This is a genomic window from Exiguobacterium sp. SL-9, from assembly GCF_004336985.1.
In the GTDB taxonomy this organism is placed as follows: Bacteria; Bacillota; Bacilli; order Exiguobacteriales; family Exiguobacteriaceae; genus Exiguobacterium.
The window spans coordinates 414,304-436,832 of record NZ_SJUO01000002.1; the positions used below are offsets into that span (position 1 = coordinate 414,304).

At 50.2% G+C, this 22,529-nt stretch carries 22 protein-coding genes; 5 read left to right on the top strand and 17 right to left on the bottom strand.

Translation table 11 applies throughout. The features are described 5' to 3' along the window. Positions 1 to 9: 9 nt before the first annotated feature. The gene (locus tag EVJ34_RS06585) at positions 10 to 1,221 is read right to left on the bottom strand and encodes a NupC/NupG family nucleoside CNT transporter (protein WP_131436999.1); all 1,212 of its coding nucleotides are present in this window, start codon (positions 1,219 to 1,221) and stop codon (positions 10 to 12) included. A 210-nt stretch (positions 1,222 to 1,431) separates the two neighbouring features. Further along, complete coding sequence (locus EVJ34_RS06590) at positions 1,432 to 1,668, bottom strand: YuzB family protein (RefSeq protein WP_021065517.1); 237 nt, start codon at positions 1,666 to 1,668, stop codon at positions 1,432 to 1,434. 97 nt (positions 1,669 to 1,765) lie between these two features. On the opposite strand from EVJ34_RS06590, the gene EVJ34_RS06595 reads away from it, so the two are divergent. Further along, positions 1,766 to 2,821, top strand: a complete 1,056-nt coding sequence (locus EVJ34_RS06595) for an NAD(P)/FAD-dependent oxidoreductase (protein ID WP_131436998.1) — start codon at positions 1,766 to 1,768, stop codon at positions 2,819 to 2,821. Positions 2,822 to 2,870: 49 nt separating this feature from the next. Here EVJ34_RS06595 and EVJ34_RS15670 read toward each other — a convergent pair whose 3' ends face one another. After that, entirely contained in the window at positions 2,871 to 4,157 is a 1,287-nt protein-coding gene (locus tag EVJ34_RS15670; RefSeq protein ID WP_131485022.1) for a globin-coupled sensor protein, read from the bottom strand. 294 nt (positions 4,158 to 4,451) lie between these two features. Here EVJ34_RS15670 and EVJ34_RS06605 point away from each other — a divergent pair, with 294 nt between their 5' ends. After that, complete coding sequence (locus EVJ34_RS06605) at positions 4,452 to 5,882, top strand: S8 family peptidase (protein ID WP_131485023.1); 1,431 nt, start codon at positions 4,452 to 4,454, stop codon at positions 5,880 to 5,882. 38 nt (positions 5,883 to 5,920) lie between these two features. On the opposite strand, the gene EVJ34_RS06610 is transcribed toward EVJ34_RS06605, so the two are convergent. Further along, positions 5,921 to 6,214: a DUF1462 family protein gene (locus EVJ34_RS06610; RefSeq protein ID WP_131436993.1), complete on the bottom strand. Its 294-nt coding sequence runs from the start codon at positions 6,212 to 6,214 to the stop codon at positions 5,921 to 5,923. Between the two features lie 96 nt (positions 6,215 to 6,310). On the opposite strand from EVJ34_RS06610, the gene EVJ34_RS06615 reads away from it, so the two are divergent. Continuing rightward, a complete protein-coding gene (locus EVJ34_RS06615; protein ID WP_228617585.1) occupies positions 6,311 to 6,568 on the top strand; it encodes a NifU family protein in 258 nt (85 codons plus the stop codon). Between the two features lie 35 nt (positions 6,569 to 6,603). Here the strand turns inward: EVJ34_RS06615 and EVJ34_RS06620 are convergent, their stop codons facing one another. Together EVJ34_RS06620 and EVJ34_RS06625 are read right to left on the bottom strand one after the other, a co-directional pair. Next, the gene (locus tag EVJ34_RS06620; RefSeq protein ID WP_131436991.1) at positions 6,604 to 7,374 is read right to left on the bottom strand and encodes a TIGR01457 family HAD-type hydrolase; all 771 of its coding nucleotides are present in this window, start codon (positions 7,372 to 7,374) and stop codon (positions 6,604 to 6,606) included. A 4-nt stretch (positions 7,375 to 7,378) separates the two neighbouring features. Next, positions 7,379 to 7,822: a DUF86 domain-containing protein gene (locus tag EVJ34_RS06625; protein ID WP_131485024.1), complete on the bottom strand. Its 444-nt coding sequence runs from the start codon at positions 7,820 to 7,822 to the stop codon at positions 7,379 to 7,381. A 159-nt stretch (positions 7,823 to 7,981) separates the two neighbouring features. Here EVJ34_RS06625 and glpX point away from each other — a divergent pair, with 159 nt between their 5' ends. Next, a complete protein-coding gene (glpX, locus tag EVJ34_RS06630; RefSeq protein ID WP_131485025.1) occupies positions 7,982 to 8,962 on the top strand; it encodes a class II fructose-bisphosphatase in 981 nt (326 codons plus the stop codon). 36 nt (positions 8,963 to 8,998) lie between these two features. Here glpX and EVJ34_RS06635 read toward each other — a convergent pair whose 3' ends face one another. The 8 genes from EVJ34_RS06635 to EVJ34_RS06670 form a co-directional block, all read right to left on the bottom strand. After that, a complete protein-coding gene (locus tag EVJ34_RS06635) occupies positions 8,999 to 9,667 on the bottom strand; it encodes a DUF975 family protein (protein WP_131485026.1) in 669 nt (222 codons plus the stop codon). A 103-nt stretch (positions 9,668 to 9,770) separates the two neighbouring features. Further along, positions 9,771 to 10,076 carry a hypothetical protein gene (locus tag EVJ34_RS06640; RefSeq protein WP_131437926.1) on the bottom strand — a complete coding sequence of 102 codons (306 nt, stop codon included), beginning with the start codon at positions 10,074 to 10,076 and terminating at the stop codon, positions 9,771 to 9,773. A 156-nt stretch (positions 10,077 to 10,232) separates the two neighbouring features. Continuing rightward, positions 10,233 to 10,613, bottom strand: coding sequence for a YutD family protein (locus tag EVJ34_RS06645; RefSeq protein ID WP_021065508.1), 381 nt, complete (start codon positions 10,611 to 10,613; stop codon positions 10,233 to 10,235). Positions 10,614 to 10,661: 48 nt separating this feature from the next. Then, a complete protein-coding gene (locus EVJ34_RS06650; protein ID WP_236636657.1) occupies positions 10,662 to 12,002 on the bottom strand; it encodes a bifunctional metallophosphatase/5'-nucleotidase in 1,341 nt (446 codons plus the stop codon). Between the two features lie 14 nt (positions 12,003 to 12,016). Then, positions 12,017 to 12,862 (bottom strand): DUF72 domain-containing protein, encoded by an 846-nt coding sequence (locus EVJ34_RS06655; protein ID WP_131485027.1) that lies wholly within the window; start codon positions 12,860 to 12,862, stop codon positions 12,017 to 12,019. A gap of 17 nt (positions 12,863 to 12,879) precedes the next feature. Next, positions 12,880 to 14,061 (bottom strand): MFS transporter, encoded by a 1,182-nt coding sequence (locus EVJ34_RS06660; RefSeq protein WP_131437922.1) that lies wholly within the window; start codon positions 14,059 to 14,061, stop codon positions 12,880 to 12,882. 114 nt (positions 14,062 to 14,175) lie between these two features. After that, entirely contained in the window at positions 14,176 to 15,495 is a 1,320-nt protein-coding gene (gene brnQ, locus EVJ34_RS06665; RefSeq protein ID WP_131485028.1) for a branched-chain amino acid transport system II carrier protein, read from the bottom strand. Positions 15,496 to 15,736: 241 nt separating this feature from the next. Beyond that, positions 15,737 to 16,009, bottom strand: a complete 273-nt coding sequence (locus EVJ34_RS06670) for an acylphosphatase (protein ID WP_131485029.1) — start codon at positions 16,007 to 16,009, stop codon at positions 15,737 to 15,739. 110 nt (positions 16,010 to 16,119) lie between these two features. On the opposite strand from EVJ34_RS06670, the gene EVJ34_RS06675 reads away from it, so the two are divergent. Continuing rightward, positions 16,120 to 17,484 (top strand): alanine/glycine:cation symporter family protein, encoded by a 1,365-nt coding sequence (locus tag EVJ34_RS06675; protein ID WP_483297322.1) that lies wholly within the window; start codon positions 16,120 to 16,122, stop codon positions 17,482 to 17,484. A gap of 36 nt (positions 17,485 to 17,520) precedes the next feature. Here the strand turns inward: EVJ34_RS06675 and EVJ34_RS06680 are convergent, their stop codons facing one another. From EVJ34_RS06680 to EVJ34_RS06690, 3 genes are read right to left on the bottom strand one after another with little or no spacing between them, the layout of a single operon-like run. Next, entirely contained in the window at positions 17,521 to 18,486 is a 966-nt protein-coding gene (locus tag EVJ34_RS06680) for an L-lactate dehydrogenase (protein WP_131485031.1), read from the bottom strand. Between the two features lie 20 nt (positions 18,487 to 18,506). Further along, positions 18,507 to 21,101, bottom strand: coding sequence for a polynucleotide kinase-phosphatase (locus tag EVJ34_RS06685; RefSeq protein ID WP_131485032.1), 2,595 nt, complete (start codon positions 21,099 to 21,101; stop codon positions 18,507 to 18,509). Further along, a complete protein-coding gene (locus EVJ34_RS06690; RefSeq protein ID WP_131485033.1) occupies positions 21,101 to 22,447 on the bottom strand; it encodes a 3' terminal RNA ribose 2'-O-methyltransferase Hen1 in 1,347 nt (448 codons plus the stop codon). Before EVJ34_RS06690 ends, EVJ34_RS06685 begins: the two co-directional genes overlap by 1 nt. Positions 22,448 to 22,529: the final 82 nt, after the last annotated feature.

Here is a 22,529-nt window from a genome sequence, read left to right on the forward strand (position 1 = left end):
CGCGTTTGATTAGAGAAGAAGACCAGCAAGTGTCGCTGACATCAAGTTGGCAAGCGTACCTGCGAGAATCGCAAGGACACCCATACGTGCGATGTCGTTACGACGGTTCGGCGCCATACCACCAAGACCACCAAGAAGGATAGCGAGTGATGAGATGTTGGCGAATCCACAGAGCGCGAACGCGATCATTGCTTCTGTACGAGCAGACAATTCACCAGAACCGATGATTGGTGCAAACTCAGAGAAGGCAACAAATTCGTTCAAGACGAGTTTTTGACCGAGGAAGCTACCGAACTGAACAGCATCAGCCCACGGTACACCGATAACGAACGCGAGTGGTGCGAACACGTAACCGAGAATCAATTGGAGTGAAAGGCCGTCGAAACCGAACAAGCCGCCAATCCCACCAAGAATCAAGTTAACGAGTGCAATCAATGATACGAAAGCAAGAAGCATTGCACCGACGTTCAATGCAAGGAAGAGACCGTCAGATGCACCGCGAGCGGCCGCATCAACAAAGTTCGCTGCTTTGTTCTCTTCATCTTCAGCGATTTCGATATCGTCATCCGGCACATCTGTTTCCGGGACGATAATTTTTGCGAACATCAAACCAGCAGGTGCAGCCATGAAGCTCGCTGCGAGCAAGTACTCGAGTGGTACACCAAGAGCAGCGTATCCAGCAAGTACTGAACCGGCAACCGATGCAAGACCACCGACCATGACGGCGAAGAGCTCCGATTGTGTCATCGTCGGAAGGTAAGGCTTGATGACAAGCGGCGCTTCCGTCTGACCGACGAAAATGTTCGCTGTCGCTGAGAGCGACTCTTTACGCGATGTGCCGAGTGCTTTCGCAAGAGCTGTTCCGAGAATACGGATGACCCATTGCATGACACCGATGTAGTAAAGGAAAGCGATTAACGAAGACATAAAGATGATAATCGGTAACACTTGGAACGCGAAGACGAAATTGTCTCCTCCTACAGCTGTACCGAAAACGAAGCCGATTCCGGCGTTCGCCGTGTTCAAGACGTTTTGAACGCCTCCTGAGATAAATTCCAACGCGCTACGTCCTGCTGATGTGAAGAGGACAAGGAATGCGAACGTAAACTGTACCGCGAAAGCGGCAAGAACGGTACGCCATTTGATGGCTTTACGGTTGGTCGAGAAGATGTAAGCGATTCCAATTAGTGCCAAAATACCAACCACGCTCATGATATTCATTGGTGTTGTGCTCCTTTCATATTGGGGAAACCTGATATTGTGATATACCCGAATCGAGATGTGCCCTACCGTTTGAAACGCTTTCTTTTTATGTTGTTAAACGTCAGACAACCTACATTCGAACCTCTTTGAATATAACAGACCCTTTTTAAAAATGCAACGGGTCAAAACAGTCAAAATAAAAAAAGTTTGAAGTTGCTTCAAACTTTTTCACCAAGCCATTTCTTCAATTTTTTCATATACATTCGTCACGAGTTGCTCTGGCGTATCTCCCGTCACGACTTCGCCGTCGACGAGGCAAAACAAGTCGAGTGAACAGACTCCACAGTAGCCCGTACAGCCATATTCAACGACATCGAGGTCTGGATCGGACTCTAACTTTGCCCGGGCGATTTGCGAGCCCATCGCTAAATTCGAGGCACAGAACTCAATGATTGGATTCATCATATCATTCACCCTTTCCCTTTCCTTCAAAGCAGGAAAATGGTTCTTCTACGGCGTATTATAACATGATACAGTTGAAGTGTAACAAAGGGGGATTTTTATGCGCAAATTAGTCGTCTTGGGAGGCGGTTACGGGGGTATGCGTGTAATCGAACGCGTCCTCGGCCATCAGCTGAAGGACGTATCGATCACACTCATCGACCGTCTACCTTACCATGGGTTAAAAACAGAGTATTATGCACTTGCGGCGGGAACCGTGTCGGATCGTGACATCCGCATCGATTTTCCAGAAGAGGTCGATTACATATACGGCCAAGTCACCGATATCGATGCGGGAGACAAAATGGTCCTGCTCGCGAGCGGGGAAAAAGTACCGTATGACGACCTCGTCATCGGTCTCGGTTGCGAGGACAAGTATCACAATGTGCCCGGTGCCGCTGAGTTCACGTACAGCATTCAAACGTTAGAAGAATCACGAAAGACCCAGCAAGCGATCAACGGCCTGTCTCCTGGATCGGTCGTCTCCATCGTTGGTGCCGGCCTGTCAGGCGTCGAGCTCGCCAGCGAACTGCGTGAGAGTCGTCCCGACTTGACAGTCCGTTTATTCGACCGCGGCCCGTCCGTTTTATCATTCCTTTCCAATCGTGTCTCGATGTATGTCCAGTCGTGGTTTGAGGAACATGGCGTCGAGGTCATCAACAACTCGAACATCGTTCGGGTCGACGCCGATGGGTTGTGGAACCATGAGCAGCACTTCGCTTCCGACTTGACGGTATGGACGGCCGGGATTCAACCGGTCGCTGTCGTCCGCAACCAAGGTTGGGAGCTCGACGGAGGTGGACGTGTCAAATTGACGCCGCACCATTACGTCCCGGAACAACCCGATATTTTCGTGGTCGGTGACAACGCCAGCCTGCCATATGCACCTTCCGGGCAACTCGCGGAAGCGCAGGCCGAACAGATTGTCCAAGTGTTGCTCTGTAAATGGAAAGGCGTCAGTTATCCGGATTTACCGGACATCAAACTACGTGGCACACTCGGCTCGCTCGGGAAGAAAGCCGGTTTCGGCGTCTTCATGGGGAAACAGTCACTTACCGGCAAAGTCGCTCGACTGCTCAAATCCGGAATTCTTTGGAAACATAAAGTCATCAAATAATAAGTGAATGAAAAAACGGAGCTAAAGGTGCTCCGTTTTTTCATTATCTTTAAAATCGTTGTGCGGTATCCATTAATTGTGTGGATGACGTTGCGATTTGGGCTGTAGCCCGTTTCAAATCAACAACTGCTTCGACAATATCATGAATGTCTTGCACCAATTGTTCCATTTGACCGGTTGCGAGTTCGGAGGAGTCCGCTATCTCAATAAAAGCACTAGTGATTTGATTCATCCTTGTCATGGTATTTTGCATTTCACGTTCGGTCCATACAACGCGTTTCGATGTCTCTTCCATTTGTTTCGTCAAACGATTGACCAAATCGCCGACCTGCTCTGCCGATTCTTTAGATTGGTTCGCCAATTGCCGTACTTCGGTCGCTACGACATGAAACCCTTTCCCTTGCTCTCCAGCACGTGCTGCCTCAATCGCAGCGTTCAAACTTAGCATGTTCGTTTGATTCGCAACGCGTTTAACAGAATCCGCAATCATCGTAATCTCTTGCGTCAACGTTTCTAGCTCTTTTATTTTTATGGCAGAAACAGATAAGTCACTCGCAATTGTTTCTAACGAATCTGTTTCACTTAAAAGCGAATCCTTTCCTACTACAGCTGAGTCTCTCATCCCTTTTAATTTAGTCTGAGTGAGCCCGCTCGCCAATTTCATTTCATCCGCCCGTTCATTCATCGCTTGATAGCTTGCCATCACTTGTTCTGTCATGGCTGCTAAATCCTCACTCGCTTGCAGTACCGTCTGACTGACCTCTGACTTGATTACTTCTATATCAGCACGAACTTGCTCTGCTTCCCGATCAAACATGTCTAATACAATTTGCTGTTCAAAATTAAATATTTTCGAGACGGCCATCACTAACTTCAGCTTTGCGTCACCTTCTAAGTTTTCTTGTTGGATCGCCCAAACAATATTATCAAAGATTTTTTGAAACGCAGCGATGTACCACTTCCCTTGCAACCCAATTAAATGGTGACGCTTTGCAATCGTCAATCGCTTTTGAATATACACTTCATCGAGCTGACCTTCGAACATTTCAGCAATGTGATTGGACAATGTCAATTTCAACCGATCCGAAGACGAGTGTTGCTGAATGATTGTACGCATTTCATCAATCTTTTCAAGTTCTTCATAAAAAATATGAACAAGCTTCGGGGTCAGCGCCTGAAGCTCATTGCGGTATGTACGTAAAAGTGCTAAATCCTTTTTTTCAAGTTGAATTAATGTCCGCTGTTGCTCCATATCTCCTGTAAGTCGAATCTGAACATTCGACAGTTCAGATTCCGGGTTCAATGAAGCGGCCAATGATTTCTGCTTTTTAAACATAAAATCCCCCCTTTATATACATATCGTACCAACTAATGGAATGTTAAGTATGAAACGTCTATAAATTTAGTAGACACAAATACTTTGTCAAAGGTGAAATTATTGTAGAAAATCCGGCCTGTAGTCACATGGTTGAGTATATAGTCTTGTATCGATATCCCCGATTACTTATCACAATTTTCAGATTATTAATTCAATGGACATATTTTACTTATTTTAAAATTTTGTTACTCTATGGGCACGGCCGAACGACCTCGTGTCACCTCGCCTACATAACCCGAAGGAGGAAACAAGTTGAAGAAAATCTGTAGCACTGTCCTCGCCTCATTGCTCGTCTTGTCAACCGTCCCGGAAGCCGCGGAAGCTGCTCCAAACAAATCGAAAGAACGAGTCATCGTCGTCTTCAAAGAATCGGCGAAGAACATCCCGCTCTCGATCGAAGGGATGGAAGTTCGCCAACAGTACAAAAACATTCCGGCTGCAGCGCTTGAAGTACCGAAGGCTGCCTTGAATGGCTTGAAGAACAATCCAAACGTCGCCCACGTAGAAGTCGACCAAACGGTACAAATCGAGAACCAGACTCAAGACTGGGGCATCCCGAAGTTGAAAGCCCCATCGGCTTGGCAGAGTGGCTACACCGGGAAAGGCGTGAAAGTATCGGTCGTCGATACCGGAATCTCGCCGCACCCTGATTTGACGATTTCCGGTGGCGCTTCGTTCAGTACGGTCACGAGCTCTTACGCGGATGACAACGGTCACGGTACGCACGTCGCCGGGATCATCGGTGCCCGCAACAACAGCATCGGAACGGTCGGGATCGCCCATGAGGCGAGTATTTACGCCGTCAAAGCACTCGAAGCCAACGGTAGTGGTAGCCTCTCGAGTATCATCGCCGGGATTGACTGGTCGATCACGAACGATATGGACGTCATCAACTTAAGCCTCGGGACGACAAGCCCATCGACGACCCTACAACAAGTCGTCGATCGCGCCAATAACGCAGGTATCCTCGTCGTTGCGGCAGCCGGTAACAACGGACGCGCTGACGGTACAGGCGACCTCGTCAACTACCCGGCCCGTTACAGCTCGGCCATCGCCGTCGCGGCGACGGACATCAACAACAACCGCGCCTCATTCTCGGCGACAGGTAGCACGGTCGAAGTCGCAGCACCAGGGGTTGGTATCAACTCGACACTTGCAAATGGCGGCTACGGACAAATGAGTGGGACATCGATGGCGACTCCTTACGTCGCAGGTAACCTCGCCCTCATGATACAAGCATTCCCGACGTTGTCGAGCGCGCAACTCCGCACGAAACTGTCACAAGACTCAATCGATCTCGGAACGGCTGGCCGTGATACATTGTTCGGGAACGGACTCGTCCAAGCACCGACGTCTGGCAGCACATCGCAGCCGGTCCAAGCGCTCACGACGACGGTATCGACATCGAAATCGACTTACTACGCTGGCGAAGTCGTCTCGATCTCTTCAACAGTCCGGAATTCGAACGGCCAAGCGGTCGCGAACGCCGACGTCCGCGTGACGGTGACACAACCTAACGGCACGACCCTTACAGGGACTGGCAAGACAAGTTCGACTGGTGCGATCACGTTCACGCTCTCGACAAGTTCTTCGTCACAGCGCGGCACGTATCAAGTGAAATCTGATGCGACGCTCTCTGGCTACACGGCAGGTTCGGCAACGTCGTCGTTCCAGCTTCTATAACGCAAAAGAGTCGAACGACAATCGTCGCTCGACTCTTTTCATGCTGTCACCTGTTCAATCGCGGAGTAGACTTTTCGTAACTGGACGACCCCTTCATCCACGACTTCCCCATTCAAGAGGACAAGCGGATAGAACCACTCATCTTGCTTGATCGCTTCGGCGATGTCGTCGTCCGTCGTCTCGAAATCGATGTACTCGAATTCGAACGTCTGGTCCGGATATTTCCGGGCGAGCGCACTTTGCAACCATTCATACGTCTCAATCGAGCTCGGTGCCCCAACGCAGCTCGCACATTGTACCTCGGCCCCGTATACCGTGATTTTCATGTCCATTCCCCCTGTTCTTTCCTATTATACAAAAATCAAGAAGCCGTATCGTCATAAAACGCTCAGCGTTAATGATTGAGAAACAATCTCAAACTTGCTAGAATGAAAGAGAACCAGAAAGGGGTAGATACCATGGAAATGTTTGATCAAGTCCAAGAAGTACTCGATAAATTACGCCCGTTCTTGCTTCGCGACGGCGGTGACGTCGAACTCGTAGATGTAGAAGAAGGCATCGTCAAACTTCGTTTGATGGGTGCATGCGGCAGTTGCCCATCTTCAACCATCACATTGAAAGCCGGGATTGAGCGCGCGCTCATCGAAGAAGTACCTGGCATCGTTGAAGTCGAACAAGTATTCTAATACGAAAAGGGAGACAATCATGTCATCCCTTTTTTTCATGCATGCGTCCATTCGTCCAAGCTCTCGACCATATAGGTCGGGAGTTTTTCTTGTTCCTGAATGAAAGCCGGGCCGTGCACGCCCGAATTGACGTGAAGCGTCCGAATCCCACCGTTGATCCCGAACAAGATATCCGTATGGTAGTTATCCCCGACCATAACGACCTCTTCTTTCGTAAGGCCAATCATCTCGAGCGCGATGTCGACCATGACCGGTTCTGGTTTACCGATAAAGAACGGATCTTTTTCCGTCGTCACCGTCAAGACGGACGTGAGTGCCCCATTCCCCGGTAAAAAGCCACGTTCGGTCGGGATGGCGATATCGCCATTCGTTGAGATGAAACGGGCACCGGCACGGATCGCGAGTGCACCTTTCGCTAATTTTTCGTACGTGATGTGACGGTCGAGCCCCACGACGACGTAGTCCGCCTTCGCCTCTTCCGTCACGTGGAAGCCGCGTTCTTCAAGTGCTAAACGCAAGCCATCTTCGCCGATCATGTAAATCGTCGCGCCCGGCGTCATCTTCTCGATGTACCGGGCTGTCGCCATCGCACTCGTCAAGACGTGTTCAGGCGTTACATGGACCCCCATCGAGACGAGTTTATCCGCTACTTGCTCCGGCGTCATCGACGCATTATTCGTGACGAACAAGTACGGGAAGCCCGTCGCCTCAAGTCGATTTACGAAATCGACAGCGGCTTGAATCGGGGCCGTCCCCGCATACATCGTGCCGTCTAAGTCAAATAAGTATCCTTTAATCGGATTCATCCAATCACTCGCTTTCTGGTAAAAATGCTGATACAGGACCGAGCTCTACTTCTACATAGCGTCGGACCTGCTTTGGGAATGCCTCAAACGTCGCTTGATGACGCTCGACCCACGCGTCAAACCGAGTCGAGTCCGCCGTGACAAACTCGCGCACGTAATGGGCACGCAATCCGACGAGCGCTTTCGCGGCTACCGCTGTCTCGGCGTCGAGCACACGCTCATCGAGCAAAATATCGACGATGTCCTCATAGCTACCCGGGTCGCGCATGATGAAGCCATCAATCATCGAGTTGCCGACGTCAATCACGCCTTCCATCAAGTGGACGGCCAAACGTTGTTTCGCCAGTTCGACCGTGAAGGCGTCCCCTTCTAATTGATCGAGTCGATCGAGCATCGTCTCCATATGGGCCAACGTCTCATTAATCTTTTCTCTGTTCACAAAATACATCGGAATCCCCCCCTGCCTCCTATAGTAATCCTTTTTCTCACTCGAGAAAAGAATCTCACCTATTTACATCATTTATCCGATTGTGATACACTAATCCACGGATTAACACTCTAAATAGTATGACACATTAAATAGACATCACGTGGAGGGTACAACACTATGGAACGAGAATTAGCGCTAGAGATCGTACGAGCAACCGAGGCAGCAGCACTCGCCTCATCGAAATGGATCGGTCGTGGTCAAAAGAACGAGGCAGATGACGCAGCGACGTCAGCGATGCGTGAAGTGCTCGGGACAGTCAATATGGACGCCACCGTCGTGATTGGTGAAGGCGAACTCGACGAAGCACCGATGCTCTATATCGGCGAGCGGCTTGGCACGACGTTCGGGCCGAAAGTCGACATCGCGGTCGATCCGCTCGAAGGGACGTCAATCGTCGCCAAAGGGCTCGGAGACGCCATGGTCGTCATCGCCGTTGCCGATAAAGGCGCTCTCCTCCACGCACCAGATATGTATATGGACAAACTCGTCGTCGGACCCAATTTGAAAGGGAAAGTCTCACTCGACGAACCGCTCGAATCGATCATCGAGAAAGCAGCCCTCTATAACGGCAAGCGCATCGAAGAAGTGACCGTCATCATGCAAGACCGTGATCGTCACGAGCACTTGCGTCAAGCAGCGATGAACATGGGTGCTCGCGTCAAGCTGTTCGAAGACGGCGACGTCTCGGCTGGCATCGCGGCAGCCGTCAAATCAAATCCGATTGATATCTTCATCAGCACGGGTGGTGCCCCGGAAGGCGTCATCACGGCGGCGGCCGTCAAGGCGCTCGGAGGCGACATGCAGGCCCGCCTTCACCCGATGAACGAAGAAGAGACGGCTCGCGTCATCTCGATGGGCATCGAAGACCCGCTCCAATTGCTCACGCTTGACGACCTCGTCAAGAGTGACGATTGCATCTTTGCAGCGACCGGTGTCACGTCAGGTGAATTGCTCGACGGCGTCAAATTCTTGACGGACGATATCGTCGAAACGACATCGCTCGTCATGCGCTCCAAAACGAAAACGATTCGGAAAGTCGTCGCCGAGCACACGTTGTCACTCAAACCATACCTTCAAAAACAAGAAATCAACGCATAATAAAAACCTCCGCTCTCGATGAGCGGAGGTTTTCGTTTAGAATCCTTGTTCAAAATCAGTCCCAACATGGTTCGTCTGCGGTTGTTCCGCTTGACGAATCGAGTCGTAGAACGTCGCGTACGTCGTTGTGAAATACGGATAGACGTACAAGAAACCGATACCGAGTGTAATTACCCCGAGAAGGAACCAACCGATGAACGAAAGGACGAGTTTGAACGCGTCCATCTTGTGCCCGTCCATCATCCGACGTGATTCTGTGATCGCCTCGAGAGCCGATAATTCTGGTTGGTCGCGTAAGATGTAATACGTGAGCGAGTACGAGAAACTTTTAATGATTCCCGGAATCACGAGGAGCAGCGACCAAAGGAAGATAAATAATCCCATGAAGAACGGGGCGAGCACGTGCTTGACGTATCCCGTTTTGAACGGGGCGAACAATGTTGAGACACCCGGCTTGTCACCGCGCGATACAGACAGAACGAGCCAAGACCAGCCGATTGCGAGCGGCGCGATCAACAAACTAAGAAGAAGCGACAAGAACGTAAGTCCTGTGTCCATTGCTGTCGGGGCCGCTTCTGGGTCTACAGGAGGCGCGAACGCTTGTGGAATCCCGTTCAAGACAACGAATAAAATCAAAAGGCCGGCGAGTAACCAACGTTTTCCGGTTAACATTTGTTGTGCATGTTGCTTAAGTTGTGCAGTCATTTTTCATCATCCTTTTTGTGAGTTCTCTCCTAAGTGTACGTGATTGCCTCTAGAAAAGTTTCAAAAAAACACGAAAAAAGGGAAAAGGTTTTTCCTTCTCCCCTCAATACATGATATTGCCCATGAAAAATTGCGACATTGATAAGATAAATAAGAGCACACCCGTGGTCACCGCTGCCAATGAAATGAGTTTAAATAAGCGGCTTCTCAGAAATGCCTGACGATATTCAAAGCGGCGGATCAGCAAGACGTGGACAACCTCATAAATCAAGACTGCGGCCGTGAAGTAAAACGTCATAATACTCCCTAACCCGAAGAACAACATCGCAAGTAAGCCCAAACCGAGATTGTGAATTCGGTTATGGACGTCATCGCGGTCACCGACGGTCGCCGTTTGTACGTGTTGCATACTTCCACCTCACTTCCAAAACCCGAACAGAAACAATTGCTATAAATATAAGTTATCACAATTTTCCTGTCCCTAAACCTGTCACACCGTCTTTTCACCTAAAAGAAACATTTGGAAAATAAATGTAACAAAAAAAGCGCTGATGTCATCAGCGCGTCATGTTCCGGTCGAAGGCTCGGCTTCTTCCGACTTATTGAATTTGCGTTTCAATTTGAGTGGTTGTTTCGTTCCGCCGAAGACCGGTCCGTCTTCTGCTTCATCAATTTCCGTCTCTTTTTTAAGCACGAAAAACGGGCAACCAAAGTTACAGTATTCATACACGTAATCCATCACGTGATCGATTCGATTGTCATATGTCGCGAACTTGGACTTTGTTTCATAGAACCCTTTCAACCGAAGTTGTCCGTGGCCCCAGTCCCCGACGATATAATCATATTTATCGAGCACGTCGCTATAGCGTGCGATGAATGCCTCCTCGTCAAAACCGTCACGTTTTTCTTCGATGACGGTATAGCCGTGGCGATTCACTCTAATCATGTTTCACACCTCCACTTTTCTATCATATCATGCCGAACGGTCCCGTCCCTATCCTTTTCGGATGGCATTATGGCGTGTCACAATCGTTTCGCGTAACACGTCACGGAGCAGTTCCGGCATAAAGTAACGCTTCTTCTGGTCGGCCAAATACGGAAGGAGCGGACCGAATGTGAACATGTCGACCGTAGCGACGCGATACGTCTCGTCGAGATCGATTTCCTGACCTTGGATATAATAACGGCCATGCCTCATCTCGAGACCATGGACGATCGGGGCACCGAGCACCGTTCCCCGAAACCCGAGGCCGCGGACGTGCATCGTCGTGAACGCTTCTTCTTGGACATCGTTCAAAAAACGAATCAACGTGGCTCCGTCAAGCGAGAGGAGACAAGGGTTGATCGGGTGCGGGCAGATGCGATGAAGCATATTGAGCGTGACGTGACCAGGCTGCAACCCTTCTAACAAGACACCGGACGGGATCACGCTCACTTCAGCGTCACACCAGTCGGCGAGGCCGCCTGCCAATAAGTCTCCAATGGCAGACGGACCGAACCAGTCACTCGGATAACCCGGCGTGTCGGCAATCGTCACATCGAGCAGCCGTTCGGCTTGGCTATATTCGTCTTGTAAGGTCGAAACTGTCGCTTCATCTGTATCCTGTTCGGTCAAATCGTGCAAACTGGCCCGCTTCTCGACGACTCGGTGCCCGTCGAGCGTAAGTTCCACTTCCCCTACGTATTGCCCGTATTTACCGGCCTGAGCGATCAAGACGCCGTTCGTGACGACACCGTCATCGAGCACGTGATGGGTATGAGCCCCGAGGATGACATCAATCTCCGGAAACGTCTCAGCGAGCCGTTCGTCTGCATAAAAACCGAGATGGCTGAGTGCGATGACGACATCGCAGTCTCGGAGTTTCTCAAGGGCACGACTTGTCGCCACATGCGGTGGTTCAATCGCCCAACCCAGCTCTGGATAAAGTTCTTCATAAGGTGCCGTCACACCGAACAGTCCGATGTGAAGTCCATCGCGTTCGACGATGAGTGTCTCCGTCGCCCAATCGGGTCTCGTACCGTCCGCATAGTAGACGTTCGCGAGCAGTACCGGGAACTCTGCCTCATCATACAAATTGGCGAGCCAGTCGTGCGGGAATGTGATGCCTTCATTATTCCCAATCGTGACTGCCGTCGGTTGGACGCGGTTGAGCAAACGGACGTTCACTTGTCCGCGTGTCACTTCTGTCGCCGGATGGGTCCTGTCGGCATGGTCGCCGAGATCGAAGACGAGCGTCTCTTCCGTCCGGTGCTCGTTCAAAAAAGAGACGAGACGCGGCCAGTTATGAAATTTCGAATGTAAGTCATTATAATGAAACATCGTGATCGTTCTCAAGACGATTCCCCTTCCTAAAACAGGCTGATTTGACTCGGGGCGAGCTCATATTCAGCACCGAGGATCTCGATCAGCCGCTTGGCGTTCGGTACTGCATCTCCGGCCGAATTGTTGTTGAAGTAGACGTATACCGCCTTCGCTTCCTCGTCGACTTGTCGAAGTGCCGTCGCGAGTTCTTGTAGTTCGTCTTCACTGTAACGATACAGACAACGGACATGGCGCCACTCTTTGCTCGTCATGCCTGGTTTCCGGAGCCACCCAGCGGTGTTACGGCCGTGTAAGCGCACGACGGCCACATCCGGGTTGGTTACGATCGGGACGAACGGAATGCTGCTCTCTTTCGTCTGCGGCTCATCACAAATCGTATTGATGAAGCGTTGTTCCGCTAAAAAGGCGAGCGTCCGCTCCCGGAACGCTTCGGAGAACCAGGTCGGGTTCCGGAATTCGATGGCGATGTCGTAATCCTTCAACTCGTCACGAATCGTCCGCAAGTAATCGAGGTGTGGCTTCGAGACGTCAAACCACGGCGGCAGCTGAACGAGGACGGCCCGTAGCTTCCCGACTTGTTTCAACGGCTCGACCGATGTCCGGTACCGTTCGAACAGTTCAGCGAGCGGTAGCTTCGGTTCGCGGTCATGCCCGCTCATTTCCCTGGAAACTTTGACGATGAATTGGAACGTCTCCGGTGTCTCCTGGTTCCATTTCTCGTAATTCTTTACCGGTTGAATCGCGTAAAACGACGAATCGATTTCCACGGTCGGGAAATGCCCCGCGTAGGTCGACAGTTTATGTTTTCGTTCTTCTGGGGTCGTATACAATAAATCATGGTCTCCCCACCCCGTCACACCGACATAAATCATCACATTCCCTCCTTATATCATTGTTCGAACGTGGCCGTCGCGTTCCGTTTCGACCAATTCAACGTCCCTGCGAACGTCACGAGCAACAGGACGAGCCCCATCACGAACGGATAGCGCATATCGATATCAAACGCGATGCCGGCAAGCGTCGGTCCGACGATATTCCCGATGCTCATATAGGCGTTATTCATCCCCATCGCAAATCCTTGTTCTTTATCGGCCATCTTCGATACGAGCGTATTTAATACCGGTCGTAAAATCGACGTGGACAAGAAGATAATCAACGTGACCGCGAAGAAAATCGCGTAAGATCCGGCGAACAGTGAGAATAAAAAGCCGAGCGCCGCGAGCATAATGAAGATGAGCACGACTTTGATCTCCCCGAGTACCGAGACGAGACGATCGACGGCAAACAGTTGCACGATGACGCTGACAATGCCTGTCCCCGTGATCATGACCGCAATTTGTTGCGGCGTCGCGCTGAACGTCTCACTGACGAACAATCCAAGGACAGATTCATACGCCATCAAACCGAATGCCATGACCAAGTTGATGACGAGCACGAAGAAATAGGGTTTCCGTGTCGACGAGACGAGTTGGCGCGGTAACGACTCGCTCTCACTCGTTTGGACGTATGGCTCGCGATCTGGTTCTTTCAACAGAATAATGGACGAGATGACGGCGACGAATGAAACAATCGCTGACAACAAGAGTGGTGCCTTCAATCCAAATTCGGCGAAGAAGCCACCAATTCCTGGTCCGATGACAATCCCGAGCGACATGGCCGCGGAAATATAACTGTTTCCTTTCGCCCGTTGCTTGAGCGTCGTGATATCAGCCACATAAGCAAAGATAGCTGGAATCAAGAGCGCGGCCCCGACGCCGCCGATTGCCCGTGAAATCAACAAAACGGTCAGGTTGTCAGATAAGTAAAAGACCCCCATCGAGACGGTGAAGCCGATCAGACCTAAAATAATCATCAGTCGGCGACCGTAAACGTCCGCCCATTTCCCGGCAATCGGCGACATGAGCAACTGAGCCCCAGCGAAGACAGAGATCATGAGTCCGGCAGCGGTGCCACCCTCTCCAATCATCTTCAAATAATCAGGAATAATCGGAATAATGATCCCGAATCCTGCTACGGCGATGAACATGTTCAACATGAGAATCGCCAATTGTTTCTTTTGTTTAGTCGTCAATGTATGTCACTTCCTTTTCGTCTCTTCATTTTACTTGTTGACGAATGGAATGAGCAAACGATAAGACAGCAAAACACCCATCCTTGACCAGAGGATGGGTGTTCACTCATCTGTTTATGAGATGCGTGATTGAGCGAGTGATTGGTTGGAACGTTGTTTCGGTAAGAAAAGCGTGATCACATATACGATCAACGTTGGAACTGCCCAGGCGAGCCCGATCTCAGCCATCGGCAAGTTCGTGATCCAAGCTGTTGCTGCTGACGGTGCCAAACCGTGTGTCGTCTCGAAAAGCGAGAGCACGAGGGCCGTGTACACCGTCGCTTTCATCGCAACGTGTGGGTTGCGTTGAATCCGTTCCGTGATCGACACGAGAACGAGTGCGATCATGACCGGGTACAAGAGTGTGAGCAATGGTACCGCGATTTGAATCAACGTACCGAGTCCGACGAGTGAGATAAGATAGCCGAACAACGTCGTCGCGATGACGACTTGGTAATACTTGAGCGACTCGAACGTGTTGCTGATGAAGCGTGAGAACTCACTGATGAGTCCGACCGCTGTCGTCAAACAAGCGAGGAAGACCGCAGCCCCGAGCGCGAGCATTCCGACTTGTCCGAACGACGTACCAGCGAACGCTTGAAGCAAGCTAGCTCCGTCTGTCGTGCCCGTTTGACCCGTCATATTCGCCCCGATTGAACCGAGCGAGATATAGACGAGCATCAAACACGTGACAGCGAGCATGCCAGACGTCCGAAGGAGTGAAGATGCTTCTTTCTGGTCTGTCATCCCGTTCGCCTTAAGCGTGACGAGCACGATGGCACCGAAGACGAGAGCGCCAAAGACGTCCATCGTCAAGTAGCCTTGTTTGAAGCCTTCCCCGAGGGCACCAATCCACGTCTCATACCCTTCTGCAGGCGCGCTTGGCTGCCCGAGTGGAGCCACGAGGTTCGTGATTCCGATTGCCGCAAGCAAGAGCAAGAGGATTGGCGTGATGATGCGTCCGATGACTTCAATCAATTTTTGAGCGCGTAACGTCAAGAAGAACGTCAAACCAAAGAAGACAGTTGAACTGATTGCGAGCGTGAGCGTAGATGGCGCACCGAGGAACGGTACGACTCCCATCTCATACGTGACGGCTGCCGTCCGAGGAATCCCGAAGAACGGCCCAATCGCCACGTACATTAATCCCGTCAAAACGAGCGCAAGTCGCTTCGGAATGTACCGAGCGATTTGGTCAGATCCACCGCCGACCCGCGCGACTGCGAATAGCGCGAGTAATGGTAGCCCAACGCCGGTAATGACGAAACCGACTAGGGCTGGGACGAGGTTCTCACCTGCCATCGCACCTAGCATCGGTGGGAACAGCAAGTTCCCGGCCCCGAAGAATAATGCGAAAATCGTGAATGCTAACGGGAATAATGTCGATTTTTTCATACAACTACCTCCACATACATGTAATACCTTCCGTGTTACCCAATGAATCAAATGACTAAATTTTCTGACAATAAACCGCTTGGTCTATTTCATTATACACACTTTCATTTTTTTGACCACCCTATCCTTAAAAAAGATGTTTATTTTTTTGAAATGTGGATTTTCTATATAGAACCGCTCCCTCATTTTACAAATTATCGGTGAGAAAACGAGCGCAGATTGCTCTTTATGAGAAAAATGGTCAATAACGGATATCGAACTTCCGATATGATTCGACCGTCGCGTCTTCTGCATCAATCCGCTCAACCCCGACAAAACGATTGCCGTTATACAACGCCCGTTTATAGGATGCAAGTCTCTCAGCGTCTCCTTCAATCTGAAGTTCGACCGTCCCATCATTCAAGTTCCGGACCCAGCCCGTGACGCCATATTCGAGCGCTGTCGATTGAGCGAAGTATCGGAAACCGACTCCTTGGACGCGACCTGAGATGATGAGATGCTGTGCCTGTTTCATAACTATTTCCCCCTTTAATTTGAATGAATGCGTTTAGCTACTGACTCGTTAGGTAACAGTATATAAGTAAAATACTGGATAGGAGTGGTGATGTGGAACAACTTGTGAATATGGTGACGTCGTTTTCTGATTGGCTTTGGGGAGTGCCAATCATCTCATTACTTGTCTTGTCTGGACTTTATTTGACGATTCGTTTAGGGTTCTTCCAATTCCGATACCCGCTATACATATTGCAACAAACGTTAGGCAGTGTCTTTAAAAAACCAAAAGGCGAAGGCGACATCAGTCCTCGCCAAGCACTCACGTCGGCCTTGTCGTCGACAATCGGTGCCGCTAACATCATCGGGGTACCGGCTGCCATCATGTTCGGTGGTCCCGGTGCCATCTTCTGGATGTGGGTCATCGCCGTCGTTGGGATGGCCATCAAGTTCTCGGAGAGCGTCCTCGCTGTCCGTTACCGCGAGAAAAACGAGGCCGGTGAATTTGTCGGCGGTCCCGTCTACTATATGGCCAAAGGCTTGAAGTTGAAATGGCTCGCCTCTTGGTTCGCCTTCGCCCTGATGATTGAACTCATCCCGAGTATCATGGTGCAAGGGAATGCTGTCAGCTCGGCTGTCCGCGAGACGTTTGACGGGAATACGCTCGTGACCGGGTTGATTGTCGCGGGTCTCGTCGCCCTTGTCGTCTTCGGCGGGGTGAAACGGATCGCCAAAGTGACAGAGGTCATCGTCCCGGCGATGGCGCTCGTCTATGTCGGTGCCGGGTTCATCATCGTCTTGATGAACTTCTCGCAAATCCCGGAAGTGCTCAGTCTCATCTTCACGTACGCGTTCCAACCGATGGCTGCCCTGGGCGGTTTCGCCGGGGCAGCGATTGCCGAGACGATTCGTTGGGGCTTCGCTCGCGGTCTGTACTCGAACGAGGCGGGACTTGGAACGGCACCAATCGCCCATGCGGCCGCACAGACGGATCACCCGGTCCGCCAAGGATTCTGGGCTGTCATCGGCATCGTCATCGATACGCTCATTATCTGTAGCACGACAGCGTTCGTCGTCTTGTCGTCCGGTGTATGGACAGAGGCCGGTGCTATGAACGACCCAGCGGCACTCACGACGATCGCATTCCAAGAGTACTTCGGTTACACGGGCAGTCTGCTCGTCACGATCTCGCTCATCTTCTTCGTCTTATCGACGATTATCGTCATCATCTTTTACGGATCGCGTCAAGCCGAGTACTTGTTCGGTTTGAAGGCCGGCTTCATGATGAAAGTCGTCTATATCGCCTCGATCGTCATCGGAGCGATCGGAGGCGCGCAAATGATTTGGAACTTCCTCGACTTCATGCTCGCGATGATCCTCATCCCGAACATGATTGCCGTCTTGATGTTGAGCGGTGAAGTGAAGCGGTTAACGACCGAGTTTTTCACGTCCGAGAAATATTATAAGAAAGACGTCGCCGAGAAGAAGGCGTCGTAACGACAAACCCGGCTGCAGTCGCAGCCGGGTCTTTTATTATGAGGTCGATTCAATTTTATCGATGGCTTGACGAATCCGACCGACCGAAGCGTCGAACTGTTGTTGTTCTTCGTCCGTCAGTTCGATCTCGATGATTTGGCGGATACCGGTCCGATCGATTAAGGCCGGTACGCCGATATGAAGCTCAGAGGCCCCGTATTCGCCGTCGAGATGGGCACCGATCGTCACGACGGAGTTCTCGTTCCGGACGATGGCGCGAACGATCCGGAGGAGACCGAGCCCAATCGCGTAGTACGCCGCGCTCTTATATTCGATAATTTGATTCGCCGCATCGCGGACGTCTTGATAGATGGCGTCCAAATCTTCTTGGCGGTACGATTCATTCTCCTCAAGTAACTGCTTCATCGACTTCCCATAAATGCGGGCGTTGTCCCAAGCGACGAATCCCCCGGCGCCATGCTCGCCCATGTAATAGACGTGGCAGTTCCGTGATGACAAGTCGAAGTACTCACCGACCTTATAACGAAGACGGGCCGTGTCAAGCACCGTACCCGAACCGATGACGCGGTGCTTTGGCAAGCCGGACGCCTTCCAGGCGACGTGCGCCATGACGTTAACCGGGTTCGTCGCAACGACGATGATGCCGTCGAATCCGCTCGCCATGACTTGTTTCGTGACGTCACGGACGACGACCGCGTTTTGTTCAGCCAGGTCCATCTGGGTCTGACCGAGCTTTTGAGCAGCACCGGCCGTGATGACGACGATATCGGCGTCACGGCAGTCCGCGTACTCCCCCGCCCAAATGCGGACCGGGCTCGGGGCGAACGAGATGCCATGGTTGAGGTCCATCGCCTCCCCTTCGGCCTTGGCGTGGTTCGAGTCGATCAAGACGAGCTCTTCACAGAGCGCCGCCATCGACAGTTGATAGGCGAAACTGATACCGACCCAGCCGGCGCCGACGACGGCGATACGGGTGATGTCTTTTGGATCAATCGTTTCCATATATCGTACCTCCCTAATCTTTATAGTCTTGGATCAACTGGCTCGGCTTCCATCGCAAGTGTCGCCAGAACGCATTCATGATACCTTTCGAGCGATTCTCGCTCCACGAAACGTTTCACACCCTCTATCCCAAGTGCAAATTCACGCAAGGCGAGCTTTTGTTTCTTCGAGACGTTCCGTTTCTTTAATCGCTTCAAGTTGTCAGGTTCTAAATAATCCATTCCATAGATGATGGATAAGTACTTGCGACCACGTACTTTGATCGCAGGTTGAATCAGTTTCCCTTCAACTTGCGTCAAAAACCGCTCTGGTTTGATGACGATCCCCTCGTGACCGTCTTCAGTCATCGCTTTCCACCATTCAATCACATCAGTTTCAGTCTCGGCATCTTCAATGATTCTATAATCGGTCGCTAAAAACAGTTCATCCATTTCTGAAAATCTCTGATTCATGGTCATATGCCATTCATGCGTCTTATCAAAAAACGTTTCTTCGCTATGTGCCAACACATGAAAAGGTGCAATCTTAATCGCGTTAAGATCTTCAACGTCCCAACAATACGTTTGAAACGTCTGTTTAAATGTCTCGGCTTGTTCCAGCTTTTGACTCACTTCTCTATACCATTCACGAATGCCATCCACGCGGTCTACAGCTGACTCGAGCGAACGTTTTAATTGCTCTCGATCGAGTAACGCTTGCTCAGCGACGTGAGCATACTGATGACGAATCAACTCTCTCGCTTTCAAATTCCAAGGCAGGATTTCGGCATCAAGTAAGACAAACTCTGTTTGATGCGACGTGAAGTAATCGTTTGATGTCAACGACTGATGAAGTCGCGTAACGACTTCAAGCTCCTGCTCAGATTCAAAGAACCGTCTACCTGAACGCGTATAAATGATCCCCTTCGTTCGTCGGCCAATCGCTCGCTCTGCAGCATCCTCATTCTTAAATAGAAGTAGAATTGCACGACTCCCCATATGCTTTTTCTCAGCGATCAGTCGCGTAATCCCAAGTTCTCGATAATAGGCAATCGCTTCGTTTGGGTGCTCGAGATAACCCTCCTCAGCAGCTGGCTTCGGTGTCGGGCTCATCGTCGGTGGAATGTAAACCAACTCTTCAAGCGGGACGGTATGATGTGATACGAGATCAATGGACGGTAATGCTGTTTCTTTCGAGACCTTTACTGCACCGATGGCTTCCGTTTCTACCGTATAGCCATTCATAAACTTCCCGATATTTGGTGGGTCTAATCGTTTCGCTTCTAGCATCGCGAGCGGATTGTCATCGACTTGTGCATAATCTTGGTTTGCTTCCACTTGAACGATGGTTTGTTCCGGATAACGAAATGCCGTCAAGCGCCCACCAAAAACCACACCTTGATCGATATTAATGGTTTGATTGAGACGTAGTGGACGTGGACGCGGATCGTGTCCCCAAATGATTAACTTGTTCGAGCGATGATGCACCGTCCAATCTTTTCGAATCGGCTTACCTGCGTCATCAAATCCATCATTGTCACCGTAGCGACAAAAATCACTAATCTCTCGAGAGGACTTACCAATGAACTCGTCTCGAATACCGGCATGGACACAGACCGCTGTCGGAATATCGTGCTTGGTCAGAACATAGTGAGAGGGTGCATGTTTTAGCAGGCGCTTCATTGAAGACTTTAACGCCTCCGTTAATTCTGCGCCATTCTCCTCTTCGAATGCATGGAGTTCTTCCACAAATAACTCATCCCCATGCTTCATCGTAACGTTTCGTCCTTCGAGCCAGCGCAACACTTTCCAGCCATGATTACTATCAATCATTTTCGCAACACCCGCTTCGACGTGCCGGATGAAGAACAAAATGGTGTCAAGTGACTTCGGACCGCGACTCATAATATCTCCAAGTGACAAGAAGGTTCGTCCTTCTGGATGTACGTATAACCCTTCTTCATTTTGGATGTATCCTAAACGTTCGAGCAATTCGATAAACTCGTCGAAGCATCCGTGAATGTCCCCAATCACATCAATTCCATCGTCTGTCGATAGATGCAGCCGGTTGTTCATCTGACGCGTTAGGTCGACTTCATCTACGTTCGCGATGACGTGGACTTGATCGAATCCTTCGCGTTTCATCGAGCGCTTTTCCCGATTGAACACTTGAACTTGTTGTTTTACACGTCGCCCCCCACGAGGGAAATCGCGTTGTTGATCACGCTCAAGTAATGTGTGTTGTTCGACGTCTAAGACTAGCGCGTAGATAGGTTGATGCAACCGTCGTGCCAATTCGATATAAGTTTTACGATCAGACGCATAGAGGTGTGTCGCGTCGATTATCGTCAGTTTATTGAGTCGCGCCCTTGCTTCGATGAGTGAAGTCATCAGCGCAAACGCCTCTGTGGATATGTCTTGATACGCTTCATAAAGCGTGTCAGCTTCGTCCGGCGGATGTCCTTTCCAATCGATATGCTCGACATCCCCGACAAGTTTCCGGTAATCATCCGAACTGACGACTTCGCTCGGACGAATCGTTTCGTCTTCGATTAATTGTTTGAGCCATGTCGACTTTCCGCTATTAGACGGTCCGACCAATAATACAATTCCCGCATAAGGAAGTTGAATCCGCATTAGATCACCTGCTTTCTTGTAAACTCAGCGAGTTGAGTCGGCTCTCCAAACGTCGGATGGTTTTCGCCTATCCCACTGAACGTACACGAGTAACCGAACAGCGCTGCTTGCGTCTCACAAAAAGACATAAACTCTGACCTCGTCCACTCGAAGCGGTGATCCGGGTGTCGATATGACGAATCGAGCCCATACACCTCGTTATACTCTCGATTTGGTGTCGTCACGAAGAGCGACTTCGGTCGGTACGTATCGAGAAGTGTGGCCATCATCTTAGGAATACGATCTTCATCGATATGTTCGATGACCTCACAAAGAATGAAGACGTCCGCTCCGCGTAATCGGTCATCCACATAAAACAGCGAACCGAACATCGACACCGGTTGATTAAATGTTTTATCTTCGGCATTTTTTTCATAACGTTTTAATGCCTTAAGTCGCTCACGCTCAGACGGTTCGACCGCATAAATCAGTTCAATCCCAGGCACAAAACCAAGTTTGCTCGCAAGCTTCCCTTCTCCGGCACCCATATCAATGACGACACGACGCTCTGGTAAGGCGCTCACTTTTCCGATGATTGCCTCATAACGCAGGTCGTTCAACCGCTGGTGATTCGCTTTTTGTACTTTAGCTACCGGCTCCTCTTCTAAGAGACGATATACGTCTTTGAAGCGCAATGCTTGTTTCAAAATATATGTACGTTGTGGATGAGAATCTAACCATCCTTCCCCGTAACGTTTGAGTTTTTCAATTTCTTTTTCATCGATAAAATAATGCTTATAATTGTCCATGACAGGAATCAACACATACAATTGTCGCAATGCCGATTGAAGTGTCGTCATGCCTGACAATTGTAGCATTCGGGCAGCGTGTTTCTTCGTTAAATCTAAATCGTCGGTTGTCTCGCTATAGACGAACTCCACCTGATAACCGAGTGGTTCGAACAACTCACGAATGGCTCCATCACTTAATGCACTCGCAATCGGCCCAACAGAAATGTGTAACGGAAACGAATGATTGACCCATTCCGCATATTCTGGTTTTGGTTTACCGTTGAGCGCCGTGCCGAGGGCCGTTCGTAATAACGAGCAAAAAATACTGCTGACGGCAAATTCTCGGTCATTTATGTATGAAGTAATATCGTATTGGCCAGCATTGTTACGTGAAAGTTCGATTGGGTCGGGCGTTACGAAAAATGTGACGTCTACATGTTCAGCCTCAAAGCGGTTAAAGAACATCCGGACGAGATGACCGTTTTCAGTGCGTTCGTATATATTGTTTGGATTTTTAGCAAGCAAATAGGACAAGACTTCTACGTGTTCGCCTGTAGCTCGGATGGAGAGTTGCATGGCTTCACCTGACTTTCTTTGAATGTATGTGTTCAATTTTATTCAAATATACCATATTTTTGAATCCTCTCGTACTCGCCAT